Genomic DNA, 24379 nt, shown 5'->3' with positions numbered 1-24379 from the left:
CGCCGTCGGAATCGAGCATGGTAGTATTCGACGCAACACCCGACCTTGTTTGCAGGAATAATAAAGGCCCAATTTATGGATATCTCTACGATCGTCTGGCTGGTAATCATCGCCGCACTGTTTTTCTACGTTGTCAGTATTTACAACCGTCTGGTTGCGCTGAAAAACCGTTATGAGAACGCCTTTGCCCAGATCGAGGTGCAGCTGAAACGTCGCTATGACCTGATTCCCAACCTGGTGGAAACCGCCAAGGGCTACCTCAAGCACGAGAGAGAGACCCTGGAAGCGGTGATCAGCGCGCGCAATACCGCCCTCGCCGGCCTCAAGGCCGCCGCCAGCAACCCCGGATCCGCCGCCGCCATTGCCGACCTGGGCAGCGCCGAAGGCGCACTTGCCGGCGCCCTGGGACGCCTGAACGTGGTGATGGAAGCCTACCCGGACCTCAAGGCCAACCAGAATATGCAGCAGCTCACCGAAGAGCTGACCAGTACCGAAAACAAGGTTGCATTTGCCCGCCAGGCGTTCAACGACGCGGTGATGACCTACAACATTTTCAAGCAGAGCTTCCCACCGGTGTTTTTTGCCGGCTTTTTCGGTCACCGCAACGACGGCAAACTGCTGGAATTTGCCGACTCCGAAACCTTTCAGGCTGCCCCGCGCATCGAATTCTGACGGCGTAACCCATGAATTTTTTTGAATACCAGCAGCAGGCGCGCCGCAATTCGCTGCTGCTTGTCGGCCTGTTCGCAACCGCGGTAGCGGGACTTATCGCCATTACCACCCTGTTCAGTGCGGCGATCCTGAGCTACTCCCGCGGCCAGGAATTTTCCGTCGCCGCCATGGGACAGGTGCTCGGATGGAACACCGTCGCCGGTATAGCGCTGTGCATTGCCGCGGTGATCGCACTGGCGAGCCTGTACAAGCTGCGCCAGTTGGCGGACGGCGGCCGCGCCGTGGCGGAGTCCCTGGGCGGCAGAAAAATCAACACTGCGCCGAGGGATGCCGCGGAAAAACGCGCGGTAAACGTGGTCGAGGAAATGGCGATCGCTTCGGGCACCCCGGTACCGGACATCTATGTGCTGGAAGACCCGGCGATTAATGCCTTTGCCGCCGGCTACAAACCCACCGATGCGGTGATTGGCCTCACCCGCGGCTGTATCGAACGGCTCAACCGGGAGGAACTGCAGGGCGTGGTGGCCCACGAGTTCAGCCATATCTTCAACGGTGATATGCGCCTGAACATCCGTATCGTCGGGCTGCTCCACGGCATTCTGATTATCGGCCTCGCGGGATACTGGCTGTTGCGCGGCTCCTCCTGGAGCAGCGGGCGCAACAATCGCGGCCGCGGTGCCCTGCTGGGCATCGGTGCCGGCCTGATCGCCATTGGCTATACCGGGACATTTTTCGGCAACCTGATCAAATCCGCGGTAAGTCGCCAGCGGGAATACCTGGCGGACGCCTCCGCGGTGCAATTTACCCGCACCAATCAGGGAATAGCCGGGGCGCTGAAAAAGATCGGCGGCCACAGCGCGGGTTCCCGCATCAGTGCCACCAACGCGTCAGAATTCAGCCATATGTATTTTGCCAGCGGACTGAAGCAGTCTTTTGTCGCGCTGTTTTCCACCCACCCGCCGCTGCCCGCCCGCATCCGGCGGCTGGACCCCCAGTGGCAAGGGCAGATGGCAACCAGTGAATCCGGCGCCGGCCTGGCGGTCGACGCAACCGGGCACGAACAGGTTTCCACGATGGCCGCGCCCCCCGCCGGTGGGCTCAGCCGCGGCAGTGACAGCAAAACCCTGATTGACGCCATCGACAACAGTATCGGCAATCCCGATGGGCGCCAGTACGCCCTCAGCCAGGCGCTGTTGGCGCGGGTACCGGAATCGCTGCAGCGCGCCGCCCGCGACCCCTTTTCGGCCCGCGCACTGGTGTACGCGCTGCTGATGCACCCGCAACAGCGAACCGTGCAGACAACGTTGCTCGCAGAAGTGGCCCACCCCGCGGTGGTACGCACGCTGCAGCAGTTGTTGCCCCAGGTCACATCCATCGATACCTCCTGCCGGTTACCGCTACTGGATCTGTGTGTACCGGCACTCAAGGACCTGGCACCGCAGCAGTACCAGGTTTTCAAGCGCAACCTGATCAAGCTGCTGCGCAGCGACGGGCGTGTGGATGTGTGGGAATGGGCACTGTACCGGGTGCTGATGCACGCACTGGAAGGCACACCGGATCGCCAGCGCCTGAGCAGCCACAAGCGCGCGAAAGGCGATGCCAGCCGCTATTTACTGGCGGCAATGGCCCACGCCGACAACCGTGAATACCTGCCGGCGAAGCGAGCCTATGACGCCGGTCTGGCACAACTGGGCCTTGCGATTACACCACTGCCGGCCAAGAGCGATATCCTGTTGCAGCGGCTCGACAAAGCGCTGGCCATTGCCGCGACAATGCCGCCACTGCGCAAGCCCGCACTGCTCAAGGCCATGGTCACCACAATCAGCCACGACAACCGTGTTGCCGCGGAGGAGGTCGAACTCCTGCGGGCAGTGGCCGACTGCCTGGATTGCCCCATGCCGCCGCTGCTGTCACCTGACGGAGTATCAGCGCAAGAACCACTTGCAGAGGATGCGCGGAAGTCTTCGGAGTCCGCACCCCAGACATCCTGATGCTTTTTCCCAGGCGTAAAAAAGCCGACCTTGCTGGTCGGCTTTTTTATCGATTCGGCACTCTTTCCGGGCCAGATTTCTCCACCCGATTTATCCACCTGACGCCCACGCCCTTCCTGGCGTGCCCCGCATCAGGGTCAGGCGTGCTGGTATACCGGGCCAATCCCCATGGTCCACAGGATAACCGAGCCAATCATGACGGTTACCATCATGACCAGGGCCACGGTAATCACCGCCCCGGCGTACAGAAAAGCCCGCTCCTTGCTCATATTCATGAGGATCGGAATTCCCTCGTAAATGAGGTAGACGGAATACACGCCCGCCAGCCCCACCACCGCAGTCACCAGCCACAGGTGCGGATAAATCACCACCATACTCGCGAGGAAAATCGGCGTGGTCACAAACACCGCCAGTGCAGTTCCCTCGTAATGCCTGGTGGGCTCGTCACCCTCGACACCATAAGACTTGGCCATCCAGTTGATAAACTCGCCAAGCAGATAAACCCCCACCAGCATGGCGAAATAGGTGACAACCGCCAGCACAGCCGCGCTCGCAGGCGTCAGTTTGGTCAGATGACCGCCCAGCTCGAATCCGATCCGGGTAACTCCGATGTAACCCGCAATACAGGGAAGCAGGGCCAGAATCGGCACATGGCTGAAAAAAACCTGCAGGAATGAGTGCTTGTCAGACCGAATGGCCTGCCACTCCCTGTCCGGATTGGTAAAAATTCCGATGGTATGACTCAAAAGCTTCACACGATTTCCTCCCGAGTACGGCTTGTTTGCAGTATCGGAAGGCCGGGGGGAATTGACCAATCCGGAACAGGAATCAGGCGTCAGTTTTTACCGCCTCCCATTTGTCGCCACTCACTGACCGGCAATATCAATCGCGGCTTCCGGAAAACAATTAACGAACCGACTCGGCTTCGGTCTCCCCGGTTGATGGCTCGAGGCGAGTTGCCGATTGCATTGAGCAGCGATAGACGCAGGCAGCCACAGACAGCGACACCAGCCAGCCGAGACACATGGTCACCACTGTGTGACTCAGGAAATGGTCACCGATAAGCATCTTGTAAATCCCCAGAATCCAACCCAGCGTCATCCCCACGGCAAAACCAATCCATTGATTGCGCCGACGCCGGAACAGGAAAAACAGCGAAAGCAGCGCAAATCCCCCGCTCGCGTGCCCCGCAGGAAAGCAGCGCACCCGCGGCAGCGTGTCCACAAGCGGCAGGCGATGCAGGAAGGTGACGTAGGGATGGTCGGCACCGAACAGGCTCAGGTCCTTTGGACAGGGCACATTGGTCAGCGACTTCAATACACCCACCAGCGCTACGGTGACCAGCGTCGACACCAGCACGATCAGTAATCCCGAGCGATATTTCCCCAGCAGCTCGTTGCGGCGAAACACAATCAGTACCAGCAGTACCACTTTGGCCAGCAAAGTCAGCAGCGATTTAGGCCCGTCATAAAACAGCATCCGCAACGTCGGATCCTGCTTGTCCAGGATCCACTGGCCGACGTCAGGGCGATAGAGTTTTTGCTGCACCCATAGATCAATGCTGGTGAAATCAAACAGCACCACCGCGAGCAGCAGGCAGGCTACGGCAATGGCAAACTGGCGCGTAAAGAACTGCTTATCCATTGGCAAAGATATCCAGTTCCGGCTGATAGATCTTGGTATCGACTGCCATCAGCCCGAGCAGGGTGTGAAACAGGTAGTCGTGGGAAAACTCTCGGTGAGTAAAACCTTTCCCGGCCGTCTTGGCCTGCTCCCGGCCGTAACCTTCCCCGCTCCAGAAAATCATCGGCACATGTTTCTGTGCGTCTGGTGCGAGGGCATAGGGAAATCCATGCAGGAAAATTCCGTTCTCCCCCAGGGATTCGCCGTGGTCACTGAGATATATCATCGCCGGGGAGAAATCATCCGAAACGCTATTCAGATACCCAATCACTTCACTGAGAAAATAATCCGTATACAGGATCGAATTGTCATAGGCATTCCTGATTTCTTCCTCGCTGCAGTTTTCCAGCAGATTGCTGTGACAGCTGGGCGAGAAGTGGTTAAACCTGGAAGGGTAGCGTTTGGCGTACTCGGGACCGTGACTCCCCATCTGGTGTAACACCATCAGAATGTCACCTTCGGGATGCTCAGCAATATACTTTCTGGCGCCTTCCAGCATCCCCTCATCTCGACATTCAACATCGCAGACAGAATTGTTTGCGCGGTCGCGATAGTTGATATAGGGGACTCTGAGAGCAACGCCTTTGGAATCGGAGTTGTTGTCCAGCCAGGCCACATTTACCCCGGCTCGCTGCAGAATATCCAGCACGTTTTCGGTGCTGCGAGCCCGCTGCTCGCCATAGTGCGCGCGGTCAAGCACCGAGAACATGCATGGTACAGAAATGGCCGTGGCGGTACCGCAGGACCAGACATTGTCAAAGCTGGTGACCCCCATTTGCGACAACCTCGGATTCGTGGGGACCGCGTACCCGTTGAGAGAGAAGTGATCCGCGCGCGCCGTCTCACCAACCACCAGCACAACCAGTTTGCGCTTGCCCGCTGCCGACACCTGCTTCGCATCCGGTGCTATCTGCTGAAACGGCAGGGAACGCTCACTACCCCATTGTTCATCCGCATACTTTACTACCGCATAGATCGGCGCGATGGGATTGGCATAAAAGCGAAGGGGCTTGTGCTCGCGGAAAAACGACGCATAAGCAGAGTTGAAACTGAGCAGTACCAGAATGATCGTGAAGAGAGAAACAGCCAGTAGTTTCAACTGTGCAACCAGTGCCGCAGCAAACTTCCGTCTGCGCACAGGGATCCGGTAGAGAAGGATCGCCGGCAGCACGCCCAAAAAAACCAGATAGATAGCCAGTTTCAGATTCAGCAGCCCGAGTGTCTCGGACGAATCCGTCTGAACTGCACTGGAGACAAGCTCCGTACTGACTATGACATGATAGGAGTCCATAAAATATGCGGTCATGGATGCAAGCAACAGGCTCACAATCAAAAGCGGCTTCATGGCCCGGGTTTCACTGAACGGGACCATCAGCAACATCAGCAGGGCAACAAGCAGGACACCCAGGGATACCACAAAGGCGATATTCCCCGGACTCGCTGGGTAACTGTCAAAAACGTTGGAAAAAAAAGATACATTGCAGAGCAATACCATCCAAAGTACCGCGGCGAAAACGGCAGCCCCTGCAGAAATTTGACGTTGAGCAACCCGGATCATGCTGTGCCTACCTTCAGCGACCATTACTGAGGTGACACTAAGTGCAGGGGAGTCAGGCGGGCGTCAGAAAAATGTCAAAATTTCGTGAAATGCAGGAATACATCCCCGTAATATCCGGTATCCGGGTCATATTGGCGCCAAGGTCAGCGACACCGCACAGAATTTACTTTGCGGAAAAATCTACCTGGAAGACACAACCGCGGGGCTCGCCCGGCAGGACCCTGATCCCCCAGCCCTGGTGTTCACAAATCCGCTTTACCAGTGAAAGCCCCAGGCCGAGGCCCTCCCCGCGCGCGTGGCTTCCGCGCTGAAACGGCCGGAACACGTGCGCATATTGTTCCGGGGCGATCCCCGGTCCCGTATCCTCGACGCGAAAACCGCCGCGGTACAGTACCAGGCGTACGCCCCCCTGATCGGTATAGTGCAGTGCATTGCGCAACAGGTTGGAAATGACGGTGCGCAGAAAGGTGCTCTGGTATTGCCCCGGGTCGGGGCTCTCTACCACACAACGATAATCGATTCCCCGGGCAGTAAACTGCGCACTCCAGATTGCATTCTGCTCCCCCACAGCGGCTGCCAGCGAAACCAGAGAATGCCCCCCATCGTTATCGCTGCGCTCGCGCGCAAGTAGCAGCAGGGTTTTCACCAGTTCGAGCATGTCCTCACTGGCACGGCGGATCCGTTCGAGCTGCGCCCGTTGCTTTGCATCCAGCCCGTGTGAGCCAGCGAGCAGCTCGCAAGAGGTTCCGATCACCATCAACGGTGTACGCAGCTCGTGACTGACATCACCGATAAACAGCTTTTCCCGCTCCAGCGAGCGCCCCAGTTGCTCGAGCGTGTCATCAAACGCCGCCGCTAAACGCCCCACTTCATCATCCGCATAATCCTTGGCAAGCCGCTCCTTACCCCCGGCAGTCGAACCGGTACGCACCTCGTCGGCGAGCGAAACCACCGGCTGCATCACCCGCTTCGCCACTAGCTCGCCCAAGATCCACGCGATCAGCAGACTCGCCACAAATCCGATGAGTACACCATCGAACAGTAGCTGCTCGCGGGCTTCGAACTCCTGCTGATCTTCCACCAGGATATAGGCAAAACCGTCTCGGTTTATTTTGTAGGCGTAGAAGGCCTGCTCCCCCGACACAACTTCGGAAAACCCCTTCCCGACCCTGGCGAACTCGAGCGGCGGCAACAACTGGGGCGTGGAATCGGTGAACAGTTGTTGATCGCTATCGAGCGCAGGTGCTCGGCCGGTACCCAGTGCATCCATCGCAGCCTGCAGTCGCGAGTGCATCTCTTCAGTTACGAGATGCTCTTCGACCAGATAGACAATCTGTACGATACCGATTGAAAAGCCAGCGCTGATCAGCAGCGTCATCAGCACAAAGGCGATGACAATACGCTGCCGCAATGGCTGTTTTGCCTTCACTCGACCAGCTCCACAAGACGGTAACCAACACCGTGCACGGTATGAATAAGGGGGTGAGAGAAGGGCTTGTCGACCACCTGTCGCAACTGATGAATATGACTGCGCAAGCTGTCACTGTCGGGGGCGTCGTCCCCCCAGATTTCCAGCTCCAGGACCTCCCGCGGAACCACCGCCGGGCTTTTTTGCATCAACAGCACCAGTAGCTTCGTCGCCATCGGGTTTAGCTTGAGGGGGTGTCCGGCCCTGCTGGCCTGGTGTGTCGCCGGATTGAATATCAGGTCTGCCACACGCAGCTCACCGACGCCTGCACCGCGACTGCGGCGTGTAATCGCTTCGATCCGCGCAACCAGTTCGGCAAGTGAAAAGGGCTTGACCAGGTAATCGTCTGCACCGGCCCGGAGTCCGCGCAACCGGTCCTCCAGGGCATCCCGTGCCGTCAGCATCAGGATCGGTGTGTCACGGCGGGCATCCTCCCGCAATCGCTGACAGAACAGGTAACCGTCGATACCCGGCAACATGATATCGAGCACGATCAGGTCGTAGTGATGGCTGGCAGCCAGGTGCAGGCCGGTAAGGCCGTCCTGGGCACAATCGACGCTATAGCCTTTGATCTCGAGATAATCGAGCACGTTGGTGAGGATATCCGGGTTGTCTTCAACCACCAGGATACGCATAAGCTACTCACTATCGGCAAAAGACTGTGATGGCCGGCTACGAGAGCCGGCCCATCGGGAGCTGCTGCGCGCCTCTATTTCACGACGCGCAGAGAGGGCTTTTTGGCGGGCTTTTTCAGGGTTGTGGGCGGCGTGGGTTCCGGCGGCTCCGGGGTCTCCTCCGGCTCAAACACCATTCCCTGCCCGTTTTCGCGGGCGTAGATACCCACGACGGCACCAACGGGAACCTGGATATCCGTCGGTACACCACCGAAGCGGGCGCTGAAACGGATAGCGTAGTTATCCATGGTCAGCCCCACCACAGCGGTCTCGGAGACATTGAGCACTATCTGCCCGTCTTCATTAACATGCTGCTGCGGTACCAACACTCCGGGGAGGTGTGTATCCACCAGCAGGTAAGGCGTGCACTTGTTGTCCGTGATCCACTCGTAAAACGCCCGCAGCAGGTACGGGCGGTTGGATGTCATCGGCGGTTTATTCAATCAGCACCTCAGGAGCGCATTTCGCGCTCGAATTCGGTCAGGCTCTGCTGGAATGCTTCGCGGTTGAAGAGACGGTCCATGTAGTCCAGCAGCGGCTTGGCCTGTTTGGTTTTCGGCAGCGCAATTTCCAGCTGCTCCAGTCGCCACAACAGCGGTGCCATGCAGCAGTCCACCAGTGAGAACTCCTCGTTAAAGAAGTACGGCAGATCGGTAAACATGGGCGCAATACCCACCAGGCTGTCGCGCAACTCCTTGCGTGCCGCAGCGGCGTCTTTACCGCCGGCGAGGATTTTGTCTACCAGCGGGCACCAGTCGCGCTCGATACGATACATGATCTGGCGGCTCTGGGCACGGGCAACCGGGTATACCGGCAGCAGCGGCGGATGTGGAAAGCGCTCGTCGAGGTATTCCATCATCACCTTGGTTTCAAACAGCACCAGCTCGCGATCAACCAGGGTTGGCAGCGAGTTGTAGGGATTGAGATCTGCCAGTTCCGCGGGCTTGTCTTCGGGGTCCACATCGACGATATCGACGGACACACCTTTTTCTGCAAGCACAATGCGCACGCGGTGGCTGAAATGACAACGACCATCAGAGAAGAAGGTCATGGAGGAGCGCTTGTTGGTCGGCACACCCATTGTGGAACTACCTCAATCTACATGCCGGCACTATTGCCGGCCATCTATCAAAAATACAAAACGGGCGGTGGGACTGAATCCGGCAACGCCGGCGGCCCACCACCCGATTTACTGGCTGTGCGATCGCTTAGTGATGTACGTCTTTCCAGTACTCGCGATTCAGCAACCAGGCGAAGATAAAGAACACCAGGATAAACGCCAGTACATAGAAGCCCACTTTCTTGCGGGTTTCCGCCATCGGCTCGGCGATGTACTCCATGAAGTTCACCAGGTCATAGACCGCCTGATCATACTCCACGTCGCTCATGGAACCTTTGACCTTGCTCACTTCGAGGCTGCCGCAGTTGGCGTCCATGATCGGGTTACCCAGCTCGTCGCGCACCACATGGCCGTGCTCACGCTTGGGCCCCGGGGCGCATTCCGGCAATCCCTGGAGCTCCATCAGCACGTGGGGCATGCCCACATTCGGGAATACCTTGTTGTTCACACCGGTGGGACGGCTGTCATCCTTATAGAAGCTGCGCAGGTAAGTGTACAACCACTCCGGCGAACGGGCGCGGGCAACCAGGGTCAGATCTGGCGGAGTAGCGCCAAACCACACCTTGGAATCCTCCGGACGCATGGAGATTTCCATCAGGTCGCCGATCTTGTCGTCGCCCAGCACCAGGTTCTGCATCATCAGCTCCGACGGGATGCCCAGGTCGGTGCCAACGCGCTCCCAGCGGGAAAAGTTGGCGCTGTGGCAACCCATGCAGTAGTTGACAAAGTACTTGGCACCGCGCTGCAGGGAGGGCTTGTCGTTCAGGTCAATCTTGATGTGATCCAGCTGTACCGAACTTTCCGCACCCACCGCCTTGATTGGTACGAAGGCCATCAGCAGCACCGCGATAATACCGCCGACCAGCAGGATAAATGACTTGCTGCCAGAAGGGCTGGTAACACGCTTGGGCTCAGGGTAAACCACGTCGCGAGAGGTCAGCCACGGCAGTGCTGCGAACAGCGCAGTGAAGATCAACGCCAACACAGTCACGAACAGGCTCGCCTTCCAGTTCACCGTAGCCATCCACAGGAACATGACCGCGAAAGCACCACTCACAATCCACGACACCATGCCCTTGCGCTCGGTCGGGTTGGACCAGATCGGCATGGTCACGAAGAACGCGAAGTAGAACAGCGTGGCAACCTGCGCCAGGAAGTTACGTCCCGGGGTAGGAGACTGAACGCCCAGGTAGCCGAGGATGATAAATATCGCTGCAAATGCCAGCAGCAGCATCTTCGGCAAAAAGCCCTTGTAGCGAATGGACTTCACCGGGCTCTTGTCGAGCCAGGGCAGTACAAACAGGATCGCGATCGCCGCGCCCATGGCCACCAGGCCGAGGAATTTCGCGGTCAGCGGGCCAATATCCATGGTCACTGCACGCAGTACTGCGTAGAACGGGGTGAAATACCATACCGGCGCAATATGCGGCGGGGTTTTCAGCGGGTTGGCCTCCTCGAAGTTGGCGTATTCAAGGAAGAAACCGCCCATCTCCGGGAAGAAGAACACCACCACACAGAAAACGAACAGGAATACCGCCACGCCGACGAGGTCGTGCACTGTGTAGTAAGGATGGAAAGGTACGCCGTCCAGCGGGATACCGTTTGCATCCTTGTTTTTCTTGATTTCGATACCGTCGGGGTTATTCGAACCCACTTCGTGCAGCGCCAGAATGTGCAGCACCACCAACAGTACCAGTACCAGCGGCAGCGCGATCACATGCAGGGAGAAGAAACGCGTCAGGGTAATACCGGAAATCAGGTAGTCACCGCGAATCCACTGCACCAGATCTTCACCGATACCCGGGATGGCACCAAACAGGGATACGATTACCTGGGCCCCCCAGTAGGACATCTGACCCCAGGGCAGTACGTAGCCCATGAAGGCTTCCGCCATCAGTACCAGGTAAATGCACATGCCGAAAATCCACACCAGCTCCCGCGGCGGCTTGTAAGAGCCGTACATCAGGCCGCGGAACATGTGCAGATAGACCACCACAAAGAAGGCAGAGGCCCCGGTGGAGTGCAGGTAGCGAATCAGCCAGCCCCAGTCCACATCACGCATGATGTATTCCACTGAGGCAAACGCGCCCTCCGCGGAAGGGTTGAAGCTCATTACCAGCCAGATGCCGGTCAGCAGCTGGTTGACCAGTACCAGCATCGACAGCACGCCGAAGAAGTACCAGAGGTTGAAGTTCTTGGGCGCGTAATACTTGCCCATGTGGGTATCCCAGGCGCGATAAATCGGCAGGCGCTGATCAACCCAGTCTCCCAATGCGGTTAGCCAGTTCATGCGCTGCCCTCCTGATCCACGCCAATTACGATTACATCATCGCCTTCATAGGAGTAAGGCGGCACATCCAGGTTGGTCGGCGCCGGTACACCTTTGTACACGCGGCCGGCCATATCGTATTTGGAACCGTGGCAGGGACAGAAGAAGCCACCCATCCACTCGTCGCCACCGAGATCCGCAGCGCCGACTTCCGGGCGATACATGGGCGCGCACCCCAGATGGGTACACAGGCCGACCAGTACCAGGGTCTGAGCCTTGATGGCGCGATTTTCGGGATCTACATAAGCGGGCTGCTTGGATTCAGCAGACTGGGGGTCACGCAGGAAGGGGTCGACCTTTACCAGGTTTTCCAGCGCTTCCGGGGTCCGGCGCACGACGTAAACCGGCTTGCCGCGCCACTCAACGGTGACCATCTGGCCCGGTTCGAGCTTGCTGATATTGTATTTTACCGGTGCGCCGGCGGCCTTGGCCTTGGCACTCGGATTCCAGGACGCGACAAAAGGTACCGCTATCCCGACTGCGCCTGCACCACCCACTACCGAGGTGGCCGCGGTCAGAAACCGGCGACGCCCTACATTTACACCGTCATCACTCATGACGTAGTTCTCCCATCACAGCATCCCCGGTACAACCGGGACCAGCTGGCCCAAACCCAAAGAAAACCGGTGAATTCCTGCTCCAGGTCCTGCAACACTACAACGTCGGCCTGATCAGGGGTCAGCACGCGCATTGCAAAAGCGATCGCCCAACCATCCGCGACCGCCAGGCCAGGGACAGAACAGAGCAACCGCGCGGCCGATAACAGTGACAGCCGCAGACAAAAAGACCTAGAACAGAAACTCCCCTACATCTGGCCCGCTCGCCTGACCATAGGACAAAGTGGCCAAACCCCAAGTGCAAGCGGATAGAAATTCGCGCAATGTTAAAGAAAATGCCAATTTGATACAAGGCGAATACCGAAGTGAACGTCGGTAAACCCGACGCGAACTGACGACAAAATAAGCAATGCCTGCAATCTCACCCCGCCGCCTCCACACACAAAAAAAAGCCCGGCATAAAGCCGGGCCAATAAAAAAATGCGTGTAGCGAATTAACGCTTGGAGAATTGCGGCTTCTTGCGCGCCTTGCGCAGACCGACTTTCTTCCGCTCAACGGCACGCGCATCGCGAGTCACGTAACCGGCTGCACGCAGCGGCTGACGCAGGGACTCGTCGTATTGCATCAGAGCGCGAGTCAGGCCGTGACGGATAGCACCCGCCTGACCAAAGGAACCGCCGCCCTTCACAGTGACGTTGATGTCAAATTTTTCAGTCATTTCGACCAGTTCCAGCGGCTGACGCACGATCATGCGCGCCACTTCGCGGCCGAAGTATTCGTCCAGAGTGCGACCGTTTACGCTGATATTGCCCTCGCCCTGCTGGATGAATACGCGAGCAGTGGAGGTCTTGCGGCGGCCGGTACCGTAGTATTGAGTAGTTGCCATGAGAATGTTCCGTTTAGATCGACAGTTCAATCGGCTGCTGTGCCGCGTGAGGATGTTCGCTACCTTTGTACACCTTCAGTTTCTTGAACATGGCGCGACCCAGCGGGCCCTTAGGAAGCATGCCCTTGACTGCACTCTGAATGGTGCGCTCAGGCGCCTTGTCGATCAACTTCTCAAAGCTGATGGATTTAAGACCACCGGGGTAGCCGGAGTGGCTGTGGTAGATCTTGTCTTTGGCCTTATTACCGGTCACGCGAACCTTCTCGGCATTGATCACAACGATGTAATCGCCAGTGTCCACGTGGGGCGTGTATTCAGGCTTGTGCTTGCCGCGCAGGCGGTGGGCGATCTCGGCAGAAATGCGACCGAGAGTCTTGTCCGCAGCGTCAACAATGTACCAGTCGCGGGTTACCGCTTCCGGCTTGGCACTGTAAGTCTTCATGTTATAAAACACCTGTATATGACCCATATATGGGCCGTCCCACAAAAAGAGCGCGAATACTACATAAGCGCCCAAGGCTTTTCAAGCGCTAAATCGCACAATATCTGACCAGCGATACCCGCCTGGCGACATCACTCCGGGCGGTGCTCCCTGGCGAGAAACTCCCGCGACTGCATCTCCTGCAAGCGGCTCTTGGTGCGCTCGAATTCGAACCGCAGATGACGCCCCGCGTAGAGACTCTCGATCGGCTCGGCGGCGGAGATGACCAGTTTGACGCAGCGGTCATAAAACTCGTCCACCAGATTGATAAAGCGCCGCGCCTGACTTTCGGTGCGCTCGCCGAACTGCGGCACATTGGCCAGCAGCACGGTGTGGAACTCTCGCGCCAGTTCGATGTAATCATTCTGCGAACGCGGCCCGTCGCACAGCTCACTGAAGTCAAACCAGGCGACATCATCCGCCACCCGCAGCGCGCGTATCGGGCGCCCCTCCACCTCCAGCGCCACCCGCTCGCGCACTTCGCTCCCCTCCACGATCAGAGCCTCGAAGCTGCGCGCGAGACTGGCATTGGCCTCCGCATCCAGCGGGCTGTGATACAGCTCCGCCATCTCCAGCGCGCGCAGGCGGTAGTCAATGCCGCTGTCTACATTGATCACTTTAGTATGGCGCTTCAGCAAATCGATGGCCGGCAGAAAGCGCGCGCGCTGCAGCCCGTCTTTATAGAGCCCCTCGGGCTCGATATTGGAGGTGGCCACCAGGGTCACACCGCGATCGAACAGCGCCCCCAGCAGGCCCGCCAGTATCATCGCATCGGTAATATCGGAGACGAAGAATTCGTCGAAACACAGCACCCGCGTGCGCTCGGCAATGCGGTCGGCCACCCTGTCCAGCGGATTCTTCTCCCCCGCCAGGGACCTGAGCTCGCGGTGCACCTCGCGCATAAAGCGGTGGAAATGGGTACGCATCTTGCGTTCAAAAGGCAGGGACTCGAAGAACGCATCCATCAGGTAGGTCTTGCCGCGCCCCACGCCGCCCCAGAAATACAGCCCGGTCTCCGGCTTCCCGGGCCCGCGCCACAAGGCCTTCAGCCCGGCCAGCACACTCCCTCCGCCTGCCGGGGACCGCAACAAGCGCTGGTACAGGTCCTGCAATGCGTCTACCGCGGCCTTCTGCGCGGGATCGGGCACAAAGTCCGGGCGCTGAAGGTCCCGCTCATAGCGCTGCCGGGGAGAAAGTGTGGAGTCCTGCTGCATGGCTGAGTTCTTGTATTCACTGTACTGTGGCGTTCCGGCACTGTGCCGCCGAAATTCCCGCCTGGATCAAAGGCGCGCACTTTAGCAAATCCATAACCGTTTGGCATAAAACACCAACGCGGCGCGAGCTCGGGATTTGCGTATAATAGGGGGCACCGTCACGGATGGCCGGTGCCATTGAACACATGAGGAGGAAGTAACTGTGCACTCAACTTCGGTATTGATTCTGGTCGGCGTACTGGGCCTGGCCCTGGGGGCGCTACTGGCGTTCCTGGCTACCCGCAACCGCCAGAACAGCGACCGCACACAGGAGCTGGAGCTCCGCCTGAAAGAAGCCAACACCAAGCTGGAAGATTTCCAGCTACAGGTTAACGAACACTTTGACCAGACTTCCCAACTGGTTCACAACCTGACCGAAAGCTATCGCGAGGTGCACGAATACCTGGCCAACAGTGCCATGCGCCTGTCCAGTCAGGATATCGGCCGGCAGATGCTGGAGGCCGGCAGCGGCACACTCAGCGACAACGACGACAACGTGAGCGTGCTGCCACCCCGCGACTGGGCCCCCAAGGCACCCGGCGCCAAGGGCACCCTTTCCGAGGATTTCGGACTGGAAAAGGAACCCAGCGCTCCGGCACCCGGTGATGAAGTGGTCAACCGGTAACCAGACACACGTTCTGCACACAACCGGACGGACACAAAAAAGCGGGGCATTGCCCCGCTTTTTTGTGTCCGTCCGCAGCGAAACCGGGGGCCGCAGCCCCCGCAATCACTACCGGCCAGAATCACAGGCTCTGGTAGTAATCCATCAGGATCTGCGCCACTTCCGGACGGGAGAATTCGGGGGGCGGCGCCACGCCGTTGCCCAGCATCTCGCGCACCTTGGTGCCGGACAGCAGGATAAAGTCTTCCTTGGTGTGATCCGGCACGTCCCGCATCATCACCACCTTGTTCAGCTTCTTCGAGTATGCGGTGTGGTCCGCACGGAAAATCTCGATTTCCAGCGCGCCCGCCGGCACCTTCTCGTCAAAGATGGTCTGCGCATCGAATGCACCGTAGTAATCACCAACGCCGGCGTGATCGCGACCGACAATCAGGTGGCTACAGCCACAGTTCTGGCGGAATACCGCGTGCAGCACCGCCTCGCGCGGGCCGGCGTACAGCATGTCAAAGCCGTAACCGGTCACCATCACGGTGTTTTCCGGGAAGTAGGCTTCCACCATTTTGCGGATGGCGGCATCGCGCACCGGCGCGGGAATATCACCGGGCTTCAGCTTGCCCAGCAGCATGTGGATCAGCACACCGTCCGCTTCCACCGCATCCAGTGCCATTTTGCACAGCTCTTCGTGAGCGCGGTGCATCGGGTTACGGGTCTGGAAGGCAACCACTTTGCTCCAGCCGTGCTCCGCAAACTCGTTGCGGATCTCTACCGCGGTGCGGAAGGTATCGGGGAAATCGGCCTGGAAGTAGCTGAAGTTCAGCACTTCAATCGGGCCGGAGATCAGCTGGCGGCCGGCAGCCTTGAAGGTTGCAACACCCGGGTGCTTTTCGTCCAGGGTACCGAAGACCTGCTCAACGATGGTGCTCATCTGCTCATCGGAGACGGTTTCGATGGCCTCCACGTCCATGATCGCCAGTACCGGGTTGCCCTCGACATTGGGGTCGCGCAGGGCAATGCGCTTGGCACCGGCAATTGCGGAGGCATCTTCCACCATGTTCACCACTGGCACCGGCCAGAACAGGCCATCGGCAGTGTGCAGGGACTCCGCCACACCCATGGCGTCGGCCAGGTTCATGTAGCCCTGGAGAGGGTTGAAATAACCCGCGCCCAGCATCACCGCATTGGCAGCGGCCGCTGAACTGACCACGATGGAAGGCAGCGACTCCGCTTCCTTGACCAGTTGTTCGTGCCGCGCGCTGTCGTAGACAAAGCGGGGCTGCAGTTCTTCACTGCCGTGTGGGCGAACCAGGGACATGTGCAACTCCTGAAATCAAACTCAAATCACATTTTTTAGAGCGCCACATTATACGTATTCCCGCCGCCACACCAAGCGCCCGGGGGGAATTGCGCTAGAACGGTTGATAAGGACTCTATTACCGAAACGCGTATAATGGCGGCAAATCGGGAAGGAGCAGCTGGGTGTCACTACAACGATTTCTGCATGACTGGGCCATTCCGGCCGCAATCGGACTGGCGGTGGCGGCAGTGCTGCTGTTTGCCTTCCCGCACCTGCGGGGATTCCAGCCGACTGCAGTTTCGCCACAGAGTTTTCAGGCGCCGGTATCCTACGCCCGCGCGGTCAACCTCGCCGGACCGGCAGTGGTCAATATCTACACCCGCAAGCACGACCCCCTGGCCAGCGAAGCCCCGTCGAGAAATCCGATTATCCGCCGCCTGCAAAGGTTGCGCAGCCAGCCCACACTCGGTTCCGGGGTTATCGTGGACGAGCAGGGCTACATTCTCACCAACCACCACGTCACCGCGGGTGCGGAACAGATTGCGGTGGTTCTGGCGGACGGACGTGAAGCCCTCGCCAAGCCGGTGGGGTCAGACTCCAACTTCGACCTCGCGGTACTCAAGATCGACCTGTCAGAGCTGACCGCCATCGAAGTGGGCGATCCGGAAAACGCGCAGGTGGGCGATGTGGTACTTGCCATTGGCAATCCGTGGGGCGTGGGCCAGTCCGTTACCCAGGGCATCATCAGTGCCACCGGCCGCGATCTCAGCTTCGCCAGTGGCGGCAGCTATCTGCAAAACTTCCTGCAAACTGACGCGGCAGTAAATCCGGGCAATTCCGGCGGCGCACTGGTGGACACCTATGGCAAGCTGCTGGGTATCAATACCACCATCCTGGACCAGAAAGGCTCGGCCGCCGGTATCAGTTTTGCAATCCCGGCGAATATTGCACTCAAGGTAATGCGGGATCTGATCGAGTATGGCCGTGTAGTCCCGGGCTGGCTGGGGATCGAGGCGTCCGAGGTCAATCCCCGCCTCGCCCGCGCATTCAAGCTGCCATCTACCAACGGAGTGATCATCACCGCGATTTACAATGGCGGCCCGGCTTTCGTAGCGGGACTGAAACCCGGGGACGTGATCATCCAGATCAACGATGATCCGATCAATGACGGCAATCACGGTATCGCCGCCATGGCCACCCTCAAACCCGGGGAAACCGTCACCATCACCTATATCCGCAACGGCCAGGCTTACACCACCGAGGCGACGGTGTCGGAACAGCCCCAGAGCCTGCTCCAGCCCCAGGGTCAGGAATGAATCAGAGGCCGGGTGCGCTACGATCCTTTCTTCTGCACCCGGTATTCCGCAGAGCGAGCATGTGCGTCCAGCCCTTCCCCCTGCGCCAGGGTCGAGGCCACACGGCCCAGGGTATCCGCGCCCTGCGGTGAGCAGTAGATGATCGAGCTGCGCTTCTGGAAATCGTAGACTCCCAGCGGCGAGGAGAAACGCGCAGTGCCACTGGTGGGCAGCACGTGGTTGGGGCCCGCACAGTAATCCCCCAGCGCTTCCGCGGTGTGACGACCGAGAAAAATCGCGCCGGCGTGGCGGATTTTCGGCAGATACTGCTCCGGCTCATCCACGGAGACCTCCAGGTGCTCCGGCGCGATGCGATTCGCCACCTCGATCGCCTGTTCGATATCCGACACCAGAATCAGGGCGCCGCGGTCCCGCAGGGACTGGCCGGCAATTTCCTCCCGGGGTAATTCTGCCAGCAGTTTTTCCAGCGAGGCTTCTACCGCATCCAGGTAGTCCGCACTGGGGCACAGCAGCACGGACTGCGCCTGCTCGTCGTGCTCCGCCTGCGACAGCAGGTCCATCGCAATCCAGTCCGGATCCGTCTTGCCGTCACAGATCACCAGAATTTCCGAGGGTCCGGCAATCATGTCGATGGCCACCTGGCCGAACACCGCGCGCTTGGCGGTAGCCACGAAAATATTGCCGGGCCCGACGATCTTGTCCACCCGGCCAATGGTTTCGGTCCCGTATGCCAGCGCGGCCACGGCCTGGGCGCCACCAATGGTAAACACCTGGTCGACACCGGCAATCGCCGCCGCCGCCAGCACCAGGTCATTGAGCTGGCCATCCGGCGCCGGCACCACCATCGACACCTGATCCACACCCGCCACCTTGGCGGGGATCGCATTCATCAATACCGATGACGGGTAACTGGCCTTGCCCCCCGGCACATAGATACCCACCCGTTCCATCGGCGATATCTGCTGCCCGAGCACGGTGCCGTCGGCCTCCCGGTATTGCCAGGAATCCTGTAACTGGTGCTCGTGATAGCCCCGCACCCGCGCCGCCGCGGCCTCAAGGGCAGCGCGGCTGTCAGCGGAAATCCGCGCAAGTGCCTGCTGCAACGCCGGCTGCCCCAGGCAGAACTCCTGCGCACCCTGCAGGTTGCGGCGGTCAAAGCGGTTGGTAAATTCGATGACCGCCGCATCGCCGCGGTTTTTTACCTGTTGCAGAATGTCTGCCACGGCAGACGCCACGCTGCTGTCGGACACCGATTCCCAGGCCAGCAGGCCGGCGAGCTCCGTGTCGAAATCCGCCCCGTTGGCGTCCAGCCGGCGAATGGAAAAGCTACTCATCCCTGTCCTCAGCTCCCGGCCCGCGACTTCACCGCCGCGGCCAGCTGTTCTATCAGCCCGTTGATCGGGCCGTATTTCATTTTCATCGACGCCTTGTTGACGATCAGGCGGCTACTGATATCCGCGATCAGGTCGCGCGCTTCCAGGCCGTTGGCTTTCAGGGTATTGCCGGTATCCACGATATCGACGATTTCATCGGCGAGATCCATCAGCGGTGCCAGCTCCATTGCGCCGTACAGCTTGATGATATCCGCCTGGCGCCCCTGCGCCGCATAGTAGCGCTTGGCCGAGTGCACAAACTTGGTTGCCACCTTGATACGCCCTTTCGGCAGTTCGGCACCCTTGATTCCCGCGGTCATCAGCTGACAGCGGGCGATTCCCAGGTCGAGGGGCTCGTAAATATTGCTGTCATCGTGTTCCAGCAGGTTGTCCTTACCGGCCACGCCAATATCTGCGGCACCGTGCTGAACATAGGTAGGCACATCCGACCCGCGCAAAATCAGCAGGCGGACATGTTCCTGGTTGGTGGGAAAAATCAGCTTGCGGCTTTTGGAAATATCTTCCAGGGGCTCGAGACCGGCTTCGGCAAGCAGCGGCAGGGTCTCCTTGAGAATTCTCCCCTTGGTCAGAGCAATAGTGATCTGCATGGCGTTTATGATTGTGTGAATTGTGCGGCTTCCCGCCGCATTGAATTGAGAGCGCGTGCGTTTTCACCGCGCTTCGCTACGCATCCTGCCGGTCCGCGGGTCGTACAACCCGCGGCCCAAACTGGCTCAGCCAGGCACGCGGCGGATGTTGGCGCCGATTTGACGCAGCTTTTCTTCGATACACTCGTAGCCGCGGTCGATATGGTAAATACGGTCAACCATGGTTGTACCCTCCGCCACCATACCCGCAATCACCAGGCTGGCGGATGCGCGCAGGTCGGAAGCCATTACCGGGGCACCCTTCAGTTTTTCCACACCGGTGACAATCGCGGTATTGCCCTCCAGTACGATATTGGCACCCATGCGGTTGAGCTCATGCACCTGGATCAGGCGGTTTTCGAAAATGGTCTCCACCACCGTACCCTTGCCTTCTGCGACCGCATTCATGGCAGTGAACTGGGACTGCATATCGGTGGGGAATGCCGGGTAGGGAGCCGTGCGGAAGCTCACCGCCTTGGGGCGGTTGCCCTTCATGTCCAGCTCGATCCAGTCGTCGCCGATACTGAGGTGCGCGCCGGCCTCCTCAAACTTCACCAACACTGCATCGAGAATGTCCGCGCGGGTATGGGTCAAACGCACCTTGCCGCGGCAGGCCGCTGCAGCCGCGAGGAAAGTACCGGTTTCAATCCGGTCCGGCATCACCGTATAGCTGCAGGGATGCAGGCGCTCTACCCCGTGCACACGGATGGTGTCGGTGCCCGCACCCTCGATCTCGGCCCCCATGGCGATCAGAAACTCCGCCAGGTCGACGATCTCCGGCTCGCGCGCGGCGTTGTGCAGTACCGTGGTCCCTTCCGCCAGGGCGGCTGCCATCAGCAGGTTCTCGGTACCACCCACGGTGACTTTTTCCATCAGGATGTTGGCGCCTTTCAGGCGACCGTTACTGCGGGCGCGGATAAAGCCTTCATCAATGGTGATTTCCGCTCCCATCGCCTCGAGGCCCTTGAGGTGAATATCCACCGGCCGGCTGCCGATGGCACAACCGCCGGGGAACGAGACGTTGGCGACACCGTGGCGGGCGAGCAGCGGCCCCAGCACCAGGATCGACGCGCGCATGGTTTTCACCAGTTCATAGGGCGCGGTGAGCTCGTTGACGGAACGGGGGTCGATTTCCACCCCGAGCTTTTCGTCAACAGTGATCTCGGTACCCATGCAGCGCAACAGGGTAATCATCGTGGTGATATCGTTGAGGTGAGGCAGGTTGTGAATCTGTACCGGCCCGTCAGCCAGCAGTGTCGCCGCCAGGATTGGCAGTGCAGAGTTCTTGGCCCCGGAAATTTTCAGGGTTCCGGAGATGGGGCTGCCCCCTTCGATAATCAGCTTATCCATTCAGTCTGGTGTCCAGTTTCCGCGCAGCGATCATTGACCGGCTTCTTCAGGAGTGAGGGTTTTCATCTGCACGGCGTGCAGGGTGCCGTCGGCGATCTTGTCAGAAAGGGCGCCGTAGACCAGCTGCTGTTTTTTCAGGCGGCTGAGTCCGGCGAACGCATCGCTGACCACGGTCAATTTCAGGTGGCTGCCTTCGAAAGCGACCTCAACCTGGCTGCCGGGAATCTGCCCTTCAATCAGGGCCTTGATTTGATCTGGTTGCATAGGTGGGGGGAACTCGGTTTGAAAATCAGCGCGCAAGTGTACTGGATTCACCGCACTGGCGCAGCCGCTGCCGCAGCTGCACCTGCGTATGCGGGATCAACCCACCTCGTCGGCAACCTTGTCTGCCGCCGACCAGTTGGCAATCACCTTGTCGATGTCACCACCATTGGCCTGCATGGCCTGAGCGAACTGGCCGCGGAAGGTCTTGCCGAGGTTCACGCCGTTGAGAATCACGTTGATCAGTTTCCACTGGCCGCTGCGGTTGCGCACCAGGGTGAAGGACACCTTGGTAAGCCCCTCGCTGCTGCGCACTTCCTGCAGCACATTGACCCGGTTGCCACCGGGTGCAGAACCCGGGTTGACGACCTTGACGTCCATATCGCCAAAGGTGGCAACACCGCGGGCAAAGGTCGCCACCAGATCGCGGCGGAAGGTACTGGTGAATTTGGCCCGCTGTGCCGCCGTCGCCTGCTTGGCGTACCGGCCCATGACCCCGCGGGCGATAAAATTGAAATCCACCACCGGTTCCAGCACCCGGTCTACCGCGCTGTAATAACGCTGCGGGTTGGAGTTCAGGTACTGACCGTTGGCACGGATGACCCCCAGCAGATCGTTGGACACACCTTCGATCATCGCGTAAGGATTCTGCGCCGCGCTGGCAAAGGGCATCCAGCAGGTGAGCAGTAGCGCGGCCACCAGCCAGCGGAGCGGACTGGAAACAGCGGTTTTTACAGGTGAAGTGAGTGCGCTCACAGAATATCTCCCATTGGCAATTCGTCCCTTGGATGCCAGCGACATCAAAAAGTGTCACGGCGGCGCCGAAATATCTCGCTGACGGATAAATCCGGATCGATGACGCGATCAACCCGACGCTGTAGCTGACAATAGCGGCGGCAAACTATACCATGGCGGCGCTCCGGACAAGCGGGATTCGTTCACCGCACATTTGCGACCGGGATATATCTCCGGCAGTACCATCAGTCTCAATACATTTGGGACGCGGGTACTCCCGATAGTTGGGGAGGGCGCACCTTCACCATACAAAATGTAAGGATTTTTACCCCGGCGTCTTTTGCCCGGGCCGATTGCCCGGCGCTTATAAAGGTTAGCACGTCAGCGGGTTACCCGACTGAAATCGCGCCAGCGCGACAATTTCCGGCAACAAACTGCCGCCCGGACTTCTCTACAATGAAGAACATTCGGGAACCCACCAAAGAGTCATCCAATGGGTAAAGAACTGATACTACAAGCAGGTCGCCGCACCGTGGCCATGGAAACCACCGCGGTAGCAGCGCTGGAATCCCGCATCGACAGCGACTTCCAGCAGGCCTGCGAACTGATCCTCGCCTGCCAGGGGCGCGTCATTGTCTCCGGCATGGGCAAATCCGGCCATATCGGCCGCAAAATTGCCGCCACCCTGGCGAGCACCGGCACCCCGAGCTTTTTTGTGCCCCCTGGCGAGGCCAGCCACGGCGACCTCGGCATGATCACCCGCCAGGACCTGGTCATCGCCATTTCCAACTCCGGCACTTCTGCGGAAGTGCTCACCCTGCTGCCACTGCTCAAGCGCCTGGGCATCCCCATGATCAGCATGACCGGCAAACCGGACTCCCCGCTGGCGCAGTCTGCCGACGTCAACCTGGATATCGCGGTGGACACCGAGGCCTGCCCGCTCAACCTCGCCCCCACCTCCTCCACCACCGTCACCCTGGTGATGGGCGACGCCCTCGCGGTGGCTTTGCTGGAGGCCAGAGGTTTCACTGCGGAAGATTTTGCCTTCTCCCACCCCGGCGGCGCCCTCGGTCGCCAGCTGCTGATGAAGGTGGAAGATGTTATGCACGCCGGCGACGAACTGCCACAGGTCACCCCGCAAACCCTGCTGTCGCAGGCACTGCTGGAAATGACCAGCAAAGGGTTCGGCATGACAACCGTGGTGGGAACCCAGGGTGAGCTGCTCGGGGTATTCACCGATGGCGACCTGCGCCGGGTCATTGACCACAAGATAGAGCTGGACACGGCCACCATGGAACAGGTGATGAGCCGCCGGCCGAAAACGGTCAGCGCGGAAACCCTGGCGGCCGAGGCCCTGCGCATCATGGAAGACAACAAGATTACGGCACTGGTTGTGGAGGATCCCGAACACCACCCGGTAGGTCTGTTGCATATGCACGACATTCTGCGCGCCGGCGTAATCTGAAAGTTGCGGGTGTTCCCGCGGCAATTTCCCCGTATTCGCATTGCGAAGCAACACCAAGGAACCAAAGCGTGAGCCTGGAAGAAAAAATTCAACGCAAGCTGGCGCAGGTGCGCCACCTGATCCTGGACGTGGACGGCGTGCTCACCGACGGCAAGCTGTATTTCGACAATCACGGCAACGAACTGAAAACCTTCCACACCCTGGACGGCCACGGCATTAAAATGCTGCAAAATTCCGGGGTTGCAGTGGCCATCATCACCGGCCGCCGCAGCAGTGTGGTGGAGAAACGCGCCCACGACCTGGGCATCACGCGACTGATCCAGGGGCGCGAAGACAAATATTCCGCATTCCAGGAACTGTTCGCCAACGAGAGTTTCGATCTGGAAAACATCGCCTACGTGGGCGACGACTACCCGGACCTGCAACTGATGACCCGGGTCGGCTGTCCTATTGCAGTACCCAACGCGGCGCCCCCGGTACTCGAGCGCGCCCTCTGGGTGACGGAAAAGCACGGTGGTGAGGGCGCGGTACGGGAAGTCTGCGACCGCATCATGCGGGCCCAGGGCACCTATGAAGCCGCACTGGCGCCCTATCTCGCCCAGTAACCACATGCCCGGAGATACCCGGACAACAGGAACTT

The 24379-nt window shown here is 59.3% G+C and carries 24 protein-coding genes; 6 read left to right on the top strand and 18 right to left on the bottom strand.

Features of this window, described 5'->3' with window-relative positions; all coding sequences use genetic code 11:
• Window positions 1-75: 75 nt before the first annotated feature.
• Together QZ511_RS03145 and QZ511_RS03140 are read left to right on the top strand one after the other, a co-directional pair.
• Window positions 76-672, top strand: coding sequence for a LemA family protein (locus QZ511_RS03145; protein WP_295798820.1), 597 nt, complete (start codon window positions 76-78; stop codon window positions 670-672).
• An 11-nt stretch (window positions 673-683) separates the two neighbouring features.
• A complete protein-coding gene (locus QZ511_RS03140; RefSeq protein ID WP_295798817.1) occupies window positions 684-2663 on the top strand; it encodes a M48 family metallopeptidase in 1980 nt (659 codons plus the stop codon).
• A gap of 137 nt (window positions 2664-2800) precedes the next feature.
• Here QZ511_RS03140 and QZ511_RS03135 read toward each other — a convergent pair whose 3' ends face one another.
• The 12 genes from QZ511_RS03135 to zapE all read right to left on the bottom strand — a co-directional run bounded on the left by QZ511_RS03135 (window position 2801) and on the right by zapE (window position 14634).
• On the bottom strand, window positions 2801-3418 hold the full coding sequence (locus tag QZ511_RS03135; RefSeq protein ID WP_295798813.1) for a Yip1 family protein: 618 nt from the start codon (window positions 3416-3418) through the stop codon (window positions 2801-2803).
• A gap of 151 nt (window positions 3419-3569) precedes the next feature.
• On the bottom strand, window positions 3570-4307 hold the full coding sequence (locus QZ511_RS03130) for a phosphatase PAP2 family protein (RefSeq protein WP_295798810.1): 738 nt from the start codon (window positions 4305-4307) through the stop codon (window positions 3570-3572).
• Window positions 4300-5904 (bottom strand): phosphoethanolamine transferase, encoded by a 1605-nt coding sequence (locus QZ511_RS03125; protein ID WP_295798806.1) that lies wholly within the window; start codon window positions 5902-5904, stop codon window positions 4300-4302. Before QZ511_RS03125 ends, QZ511_RS03130 begins: the two co-directional genes overlap by 8 nt.
• A gap of 163 nt (window positions 5905-6067) precedes the next feature.
• Window positions 6068-7333: a HAMP domain-containing sensor histidine kinase gene (locus QZ511_RS03120; RefSeq protein WP_295798804.1), complete on the bottom strand. Its 1266-nt coding sequence runs from the start codon at window positions 7331-7333 to the stop codon at window positions 6068-6070.
• Window positions 7330-8007 (bottom strand): response regulator transcription factor, encoded by a 678-nt coding sequence (locus tag QZ511_RS03115; RefSeq protein WP_295798802.1) that lies wholly within the window; start codon window positions 8005-8007, stop codon window positions 7330-7332. Before QZ511_RS03115 ends, QZ511_RS03120 begins: the two co-directional genes overlap by 4 nt.
• 74 nt (window positions 8008-8081) lie before the next feature.
• Window positions 8082-8474, bottom strand: a complete 393-nt coding sequence (locus QZ511_RS03110; protein WP_295798800.1) for a ClpXP protease specificity-enhancing factor — start codon at window positions 8472-8474, stop codon at window positions 8082-8084.
• Between the two features lie 23 nt (window positions 8475-8497).
• Complete coding sequence (locus QZ511_RS03105; RefSeq protein ID WP_295798798.1) at window positions 8498-9127, bottom strand: glutathione S-transferase N-terminal domain-containing protein; 630 nt, start codon at window positions 9125-9127, stop codon at window positions 8498-8500.
• A 127-nt stretch (window positions 9128-9254) separates the two neighbouring features.
• Window positions 9255-11456 carry a ubiquinol-cytochrome c reductase gene (locus QZ511_RS03100; protein WP_295798795.1) on the bottom strand — a complete coding sequence of 734 codons (2202 nt, stop codon included), beginning with the start codon at window positions 11454-11456 and terminating at the stop codon, window positions 9255-9257.
• The gene (gene petA, locus QZ511_RS03095) at window positions 11453-12052 is read right to left on the bottom strand and encodes a ubiquinol-cytochrome c reductase iron-sulfur subunit (RefSeq protein ID WP_295798790.1); all 600 of its coding nucleotides are present in this window, start codon (window positions 12050-12052) and stop codon (window positions 11453-11455) included. The genes QZ511_RS03100 and petA overlap by 4 nt, the downstream gene beginning before the upstream one ends.
• A gap of 494 nt (window positions 12053-12546) precedes the next feature.
• On the bottom strand, window positions 12547-12939 hold the full coding sequence (rpsI, locus tag QZ511_RS03090; RefSeq protein WP_295798788.1) for a 30S ribosomal protein S9: 393 nt from the start codon (window positions 12937-12939) through the stop codon (window positions 12547-12549).
• A 13-nt stretch (window positions 12940-12952) separates the two neighbouring features.
• Window positions 12953-13381: a 50S ribosomal protein L13 gene (gene rplM / locus QZ511_RS03085; RefSeq protein ID WP_010132512.1), complete on the bottom strand. Its 429-nt coding sequence runs from the start codon at window positions 13379-13381 to the stop codon at window positions 12953-12955.
• A gap of 131 nt (window positions 13382-13512) precedes the next feature.
• On the bottom strand, window positions 13513-14634 hold the full coding sequence (gene zapE / locus QZ511_RS03080; protein ID WP_295798779.1) for a cell division protein ZapE: 1122 nt from the start codon (window positions 14632-14634) through the stop codon (window positions 13513-13515).
• 202 nt (window positions 14635-14836) lie between these two features.
• On the opposite strand from zapE, the gene QZ511_RS03075 reads away from it, so the two are divergent.
• Window positions 14837-15298 carry a DUF1043 family protein gene (locus QZ511_RS03075; protein WP_295798778.1) on the top strand — a complete coding sequence of 154 codons (462 nt, stop codon included), beginning with the start codon at window positions 14837-14839 and terminating at the stop codon, window positions 15296-15298.
• A 121-nt stretch (window positions 15299-15419) separates the two neighbouring features.
• Here the strand turns inward: QZ511_RS03075 and sat are convergent, their stop codons facing one another.
• A complete protein-coding gene (gene sat / locus QZ511_RS03070; RefSeq protein ID WP_295798775.1) occupies window positions 15420-16610 on the bottom strand; it encodes a sulfate adenylyltransferase in 1191 nt (396 codons plus the stop codon).
• A 164-nt stretch (window positions 16611-16774) separates the two neighbouring features.
• On the opposite strand from sat, the gene QZ511_RS03065 reads away from it, so the two are divergent.
• On the top strand, window positions 16775-17908 hold the full coding sequence (locus QZ511_RS03065) for a trypsin-like peptidase domain-containing protein (protein ID WP_295798772.1): 1134 nt from the start codon (window positions 16775-16777) through the stop codon (window positions 17906-17908).
• Between the two features lie 17 nt (window positions 17909-17925).
• On the opposite strand, the gene hisD is transcribed toward QZ511_RS03065, so the two are convergent.
• From hisD to QZ511_RS03040, 5 genes are all read right to left on the bottom strand, one after another.
• Window positions 17926-19242, bottom strand: a complete 1317-nt coding sequence (gene hisD / locus QZ511_RS03060) for a histidinol dehydrogenase (protein ID WP_295798770.1) — start codon at window positions 19240-19242, stop codon at window positions 17926-17928.
• 8 nt (window positions 19243-19250) lie between these two features.
• Entirely contained in the window at window positions 19251-19889 is a 639-nt protein-coding gene (gene hisG, locus QZ511_RS03055) for an ATP phosphoribosyltransferase (protein WP_295798768.1), read from the bottom strand.
• A gap of 126 nt (window positions 19890-20015) precedes the next feature.
• Window positions 20016-21278 carry a UDP-N-acetylglucosamine 1-carboxyvinyltransferase gene (gene murA / locus QZ511_RS03050; protein WP_295798763.1) on the bottom strand — a complete coding sequence of 421 codons (1263 nt, stop codon included), beginning with the start codon at window positions 21276-21278 and terminating at the stop codon, window positions 20016-20018.
• A gap of 30 nt (window positions 21279-21308) precedes the next feature.
• Window positions 21309-21542, bottom strand: coding sequence for a BolA/IbaG family iron-sulfur metabolism protein (locus QZ511_RS03045; RefSeq protein WP_295798760.1), 234 nt, complete (start codon window positions 21540-21542; stop codon window positions 21309-21311).
• Between the two features lie 96 nt (window positions 21543-21638).
• A complete protein-coding gene (locus tag QZ511_RS03040; protein ID WP_295798757.1) occupies window positions 21639-22295 on the bottom strand; it encodes a phospholipid-binding protein MlaC in 657 nt (218 codons plus the stop codon).
• Window positions 22296-22767: 472 nt separating this feature from the next.
• On the opposite strand from QZ511_RS03040, the gene QZ511_RS03035 reads away from it, so the two are divergent.
• Entirely contained in the window at window positions 22768-23739 is a 972-nt protein-coding gene (locus QZ511_RS03035; RefSeq protein WP_295798754.1) for a KpsF/GutQ family sugar-phosphate isomerase, read from the top strand.
• Between the two features lie 74 nt (window positions 23740-23813).
• Complete coding sequence (locus QZ511_RS03030) at window positions 23814-24344, top strand: HAD family hydrolase (protein WP_366935616.1); 531 nt, start codon at window positions 23814-23816, stop codon at window positions 24342-24344.
• Window positions 24345-24379 lie beyond the last annotated feature (35 nt).

Origin of the sequence: uncultured Microbulbifer sp. (assembly GCF_913055755.1) — a bacterium.
In the GTDB taxonomy this organism is placed as follows: Bacteria; Pseudomonadota; Gammaproteobacteria; order Pseudomonadales; family Cellvibrionaceae; genus Microbulbifer.
This window is presented reverse-complemented; position numbering and strand designations above follow the sequence as displayed.

Excerpts from the sequence above, each read along its gene's own strand:
- QZ511_RS03105 (WP_295798798.1), bottom strand. The coding sequence starts at position 9,127 with ATGGGTGTGCCGACCAACAAGCGCTCCTCCATGACCTTCTTCTCTGAT.
- murA (WP_295798763.1), bottom strand. The coding sequence starts at position 21,278 with ATGGATAAGCTGATTATCGAAGGGGGCAGCCCCATCTCCGGAACCCTG.
- petA (WP_295798790.1), bottom strand. The coding sequence starts at position 12,052 with ATGAGTGATGACGGTGTAAATGTAGGGCGTCGCCGGTTTCTGACCGCG.
- hisD (WP_295798770.1), bottom strand. The coding sequence starts at position 19,242 with ATGAGTAGCTTTTCCATTCGCCGGCTGGACGCCAACGGGGCGGATTTC.
- sat (WP_295798775.1), bottom strand. The coding sequence starts at position 16,610 with ATGTCCCTGGTTCGCCCACACGGCAGTGAAGAACTGCAGCCCCGCTTT.
- QZ511_RS03035 (WP_295798754.1), top strand. The coding sequence starts at position 22,768 with ATGGGTAAAGAACTGATACTACAAGCAGGTCGCCGCACCGTGGCCATG.
- hisG (WP_295798768.1), bottom strand. The coding sequence starts at position 19,889 with ATGCAGATCACTATTGCTCTGACCAAGGGGAGAATTCTCAAGGAGACC.
- rpsI (WP_295798788.1), bottom strand. The coding sequence starts at position 12,939 with ATGGCAACTACTCAATACTACGGTACCGGCCGCCGCAAGACCTCCACT.
- QZ511_RS03100 (WP_295798795.1), bottom strand. The coding sequence starts at position 11,456 with ATGAACTGGCTAACCGCATTGGGAGACTGGGTTGATCAGCGCCTGCCG.
- QZ511_RS03145 (WP_295798820.1), top strand. The coding sequence starts at position 76 with ATGGATATCTCTACGATCGTCTGGCTGGTAATCATCGCCGCACTGTTT.
- QZ511_RS03115 (WP_295798802.1), bottom strand. The coding sequence starts at position 8,007 with ATGCGTATCCTGGTGGTTGAAGACAACCCGGATATCCTCACCAACGTG.
- zapE (WP_295798779.1), bottom strand. The coding sequence starts at position 14,634 with ATGCAGCAGGACTCCACACTTTCTCCCCGGCAGCGCTATGAGCGGGAC.
- QZ511_RS03125 (WP_295798806.1), bottom strand. The coding sequence starts at position 5,904 with ATGATCCGGGTTGCTCAACGTCAAATTTCTGCAGGGGCTGCCGTTTTC.
- QZ511_RS03045 (WP_295798760.1), bottom strand. The coding sequence starts at position 21,542 with ATGCAACCAGATCAAATCAAGGCCCTGATTGAAGGGCAGATTCCCGGC.
- rplM (WP_010132512.1), bottom strand. The coding sequence starts at position 13,381 with ATGAAGACTTACAGTGCCAAGCCGGAAGCGGTAACCCGCGACTGGTAC.
- QZ511_RS03110 (WP_295798800.1), bottom strand. The coding sequence starts at position 8,474 with ATGACATCCAACCGCCCGTACCTGCTGCGGGCGTTTTACGAGTGGATC.
- QZ511_RS03130 (WP_295798810.1), bottom strand. The coding sequence starts at position 4,307 with ATGGATAAGCAGTTCTTTACGCGCCAGTTTGCCATTGCCGTAGCCTGC.
- QZ511_RS03140 (WP_295798817.1), top strand. The coding sequence starts at position 684 with ATGAATTTTTTTGAATACCAGCAGCAGGCGCGCCGCAATTCGCTGCTG.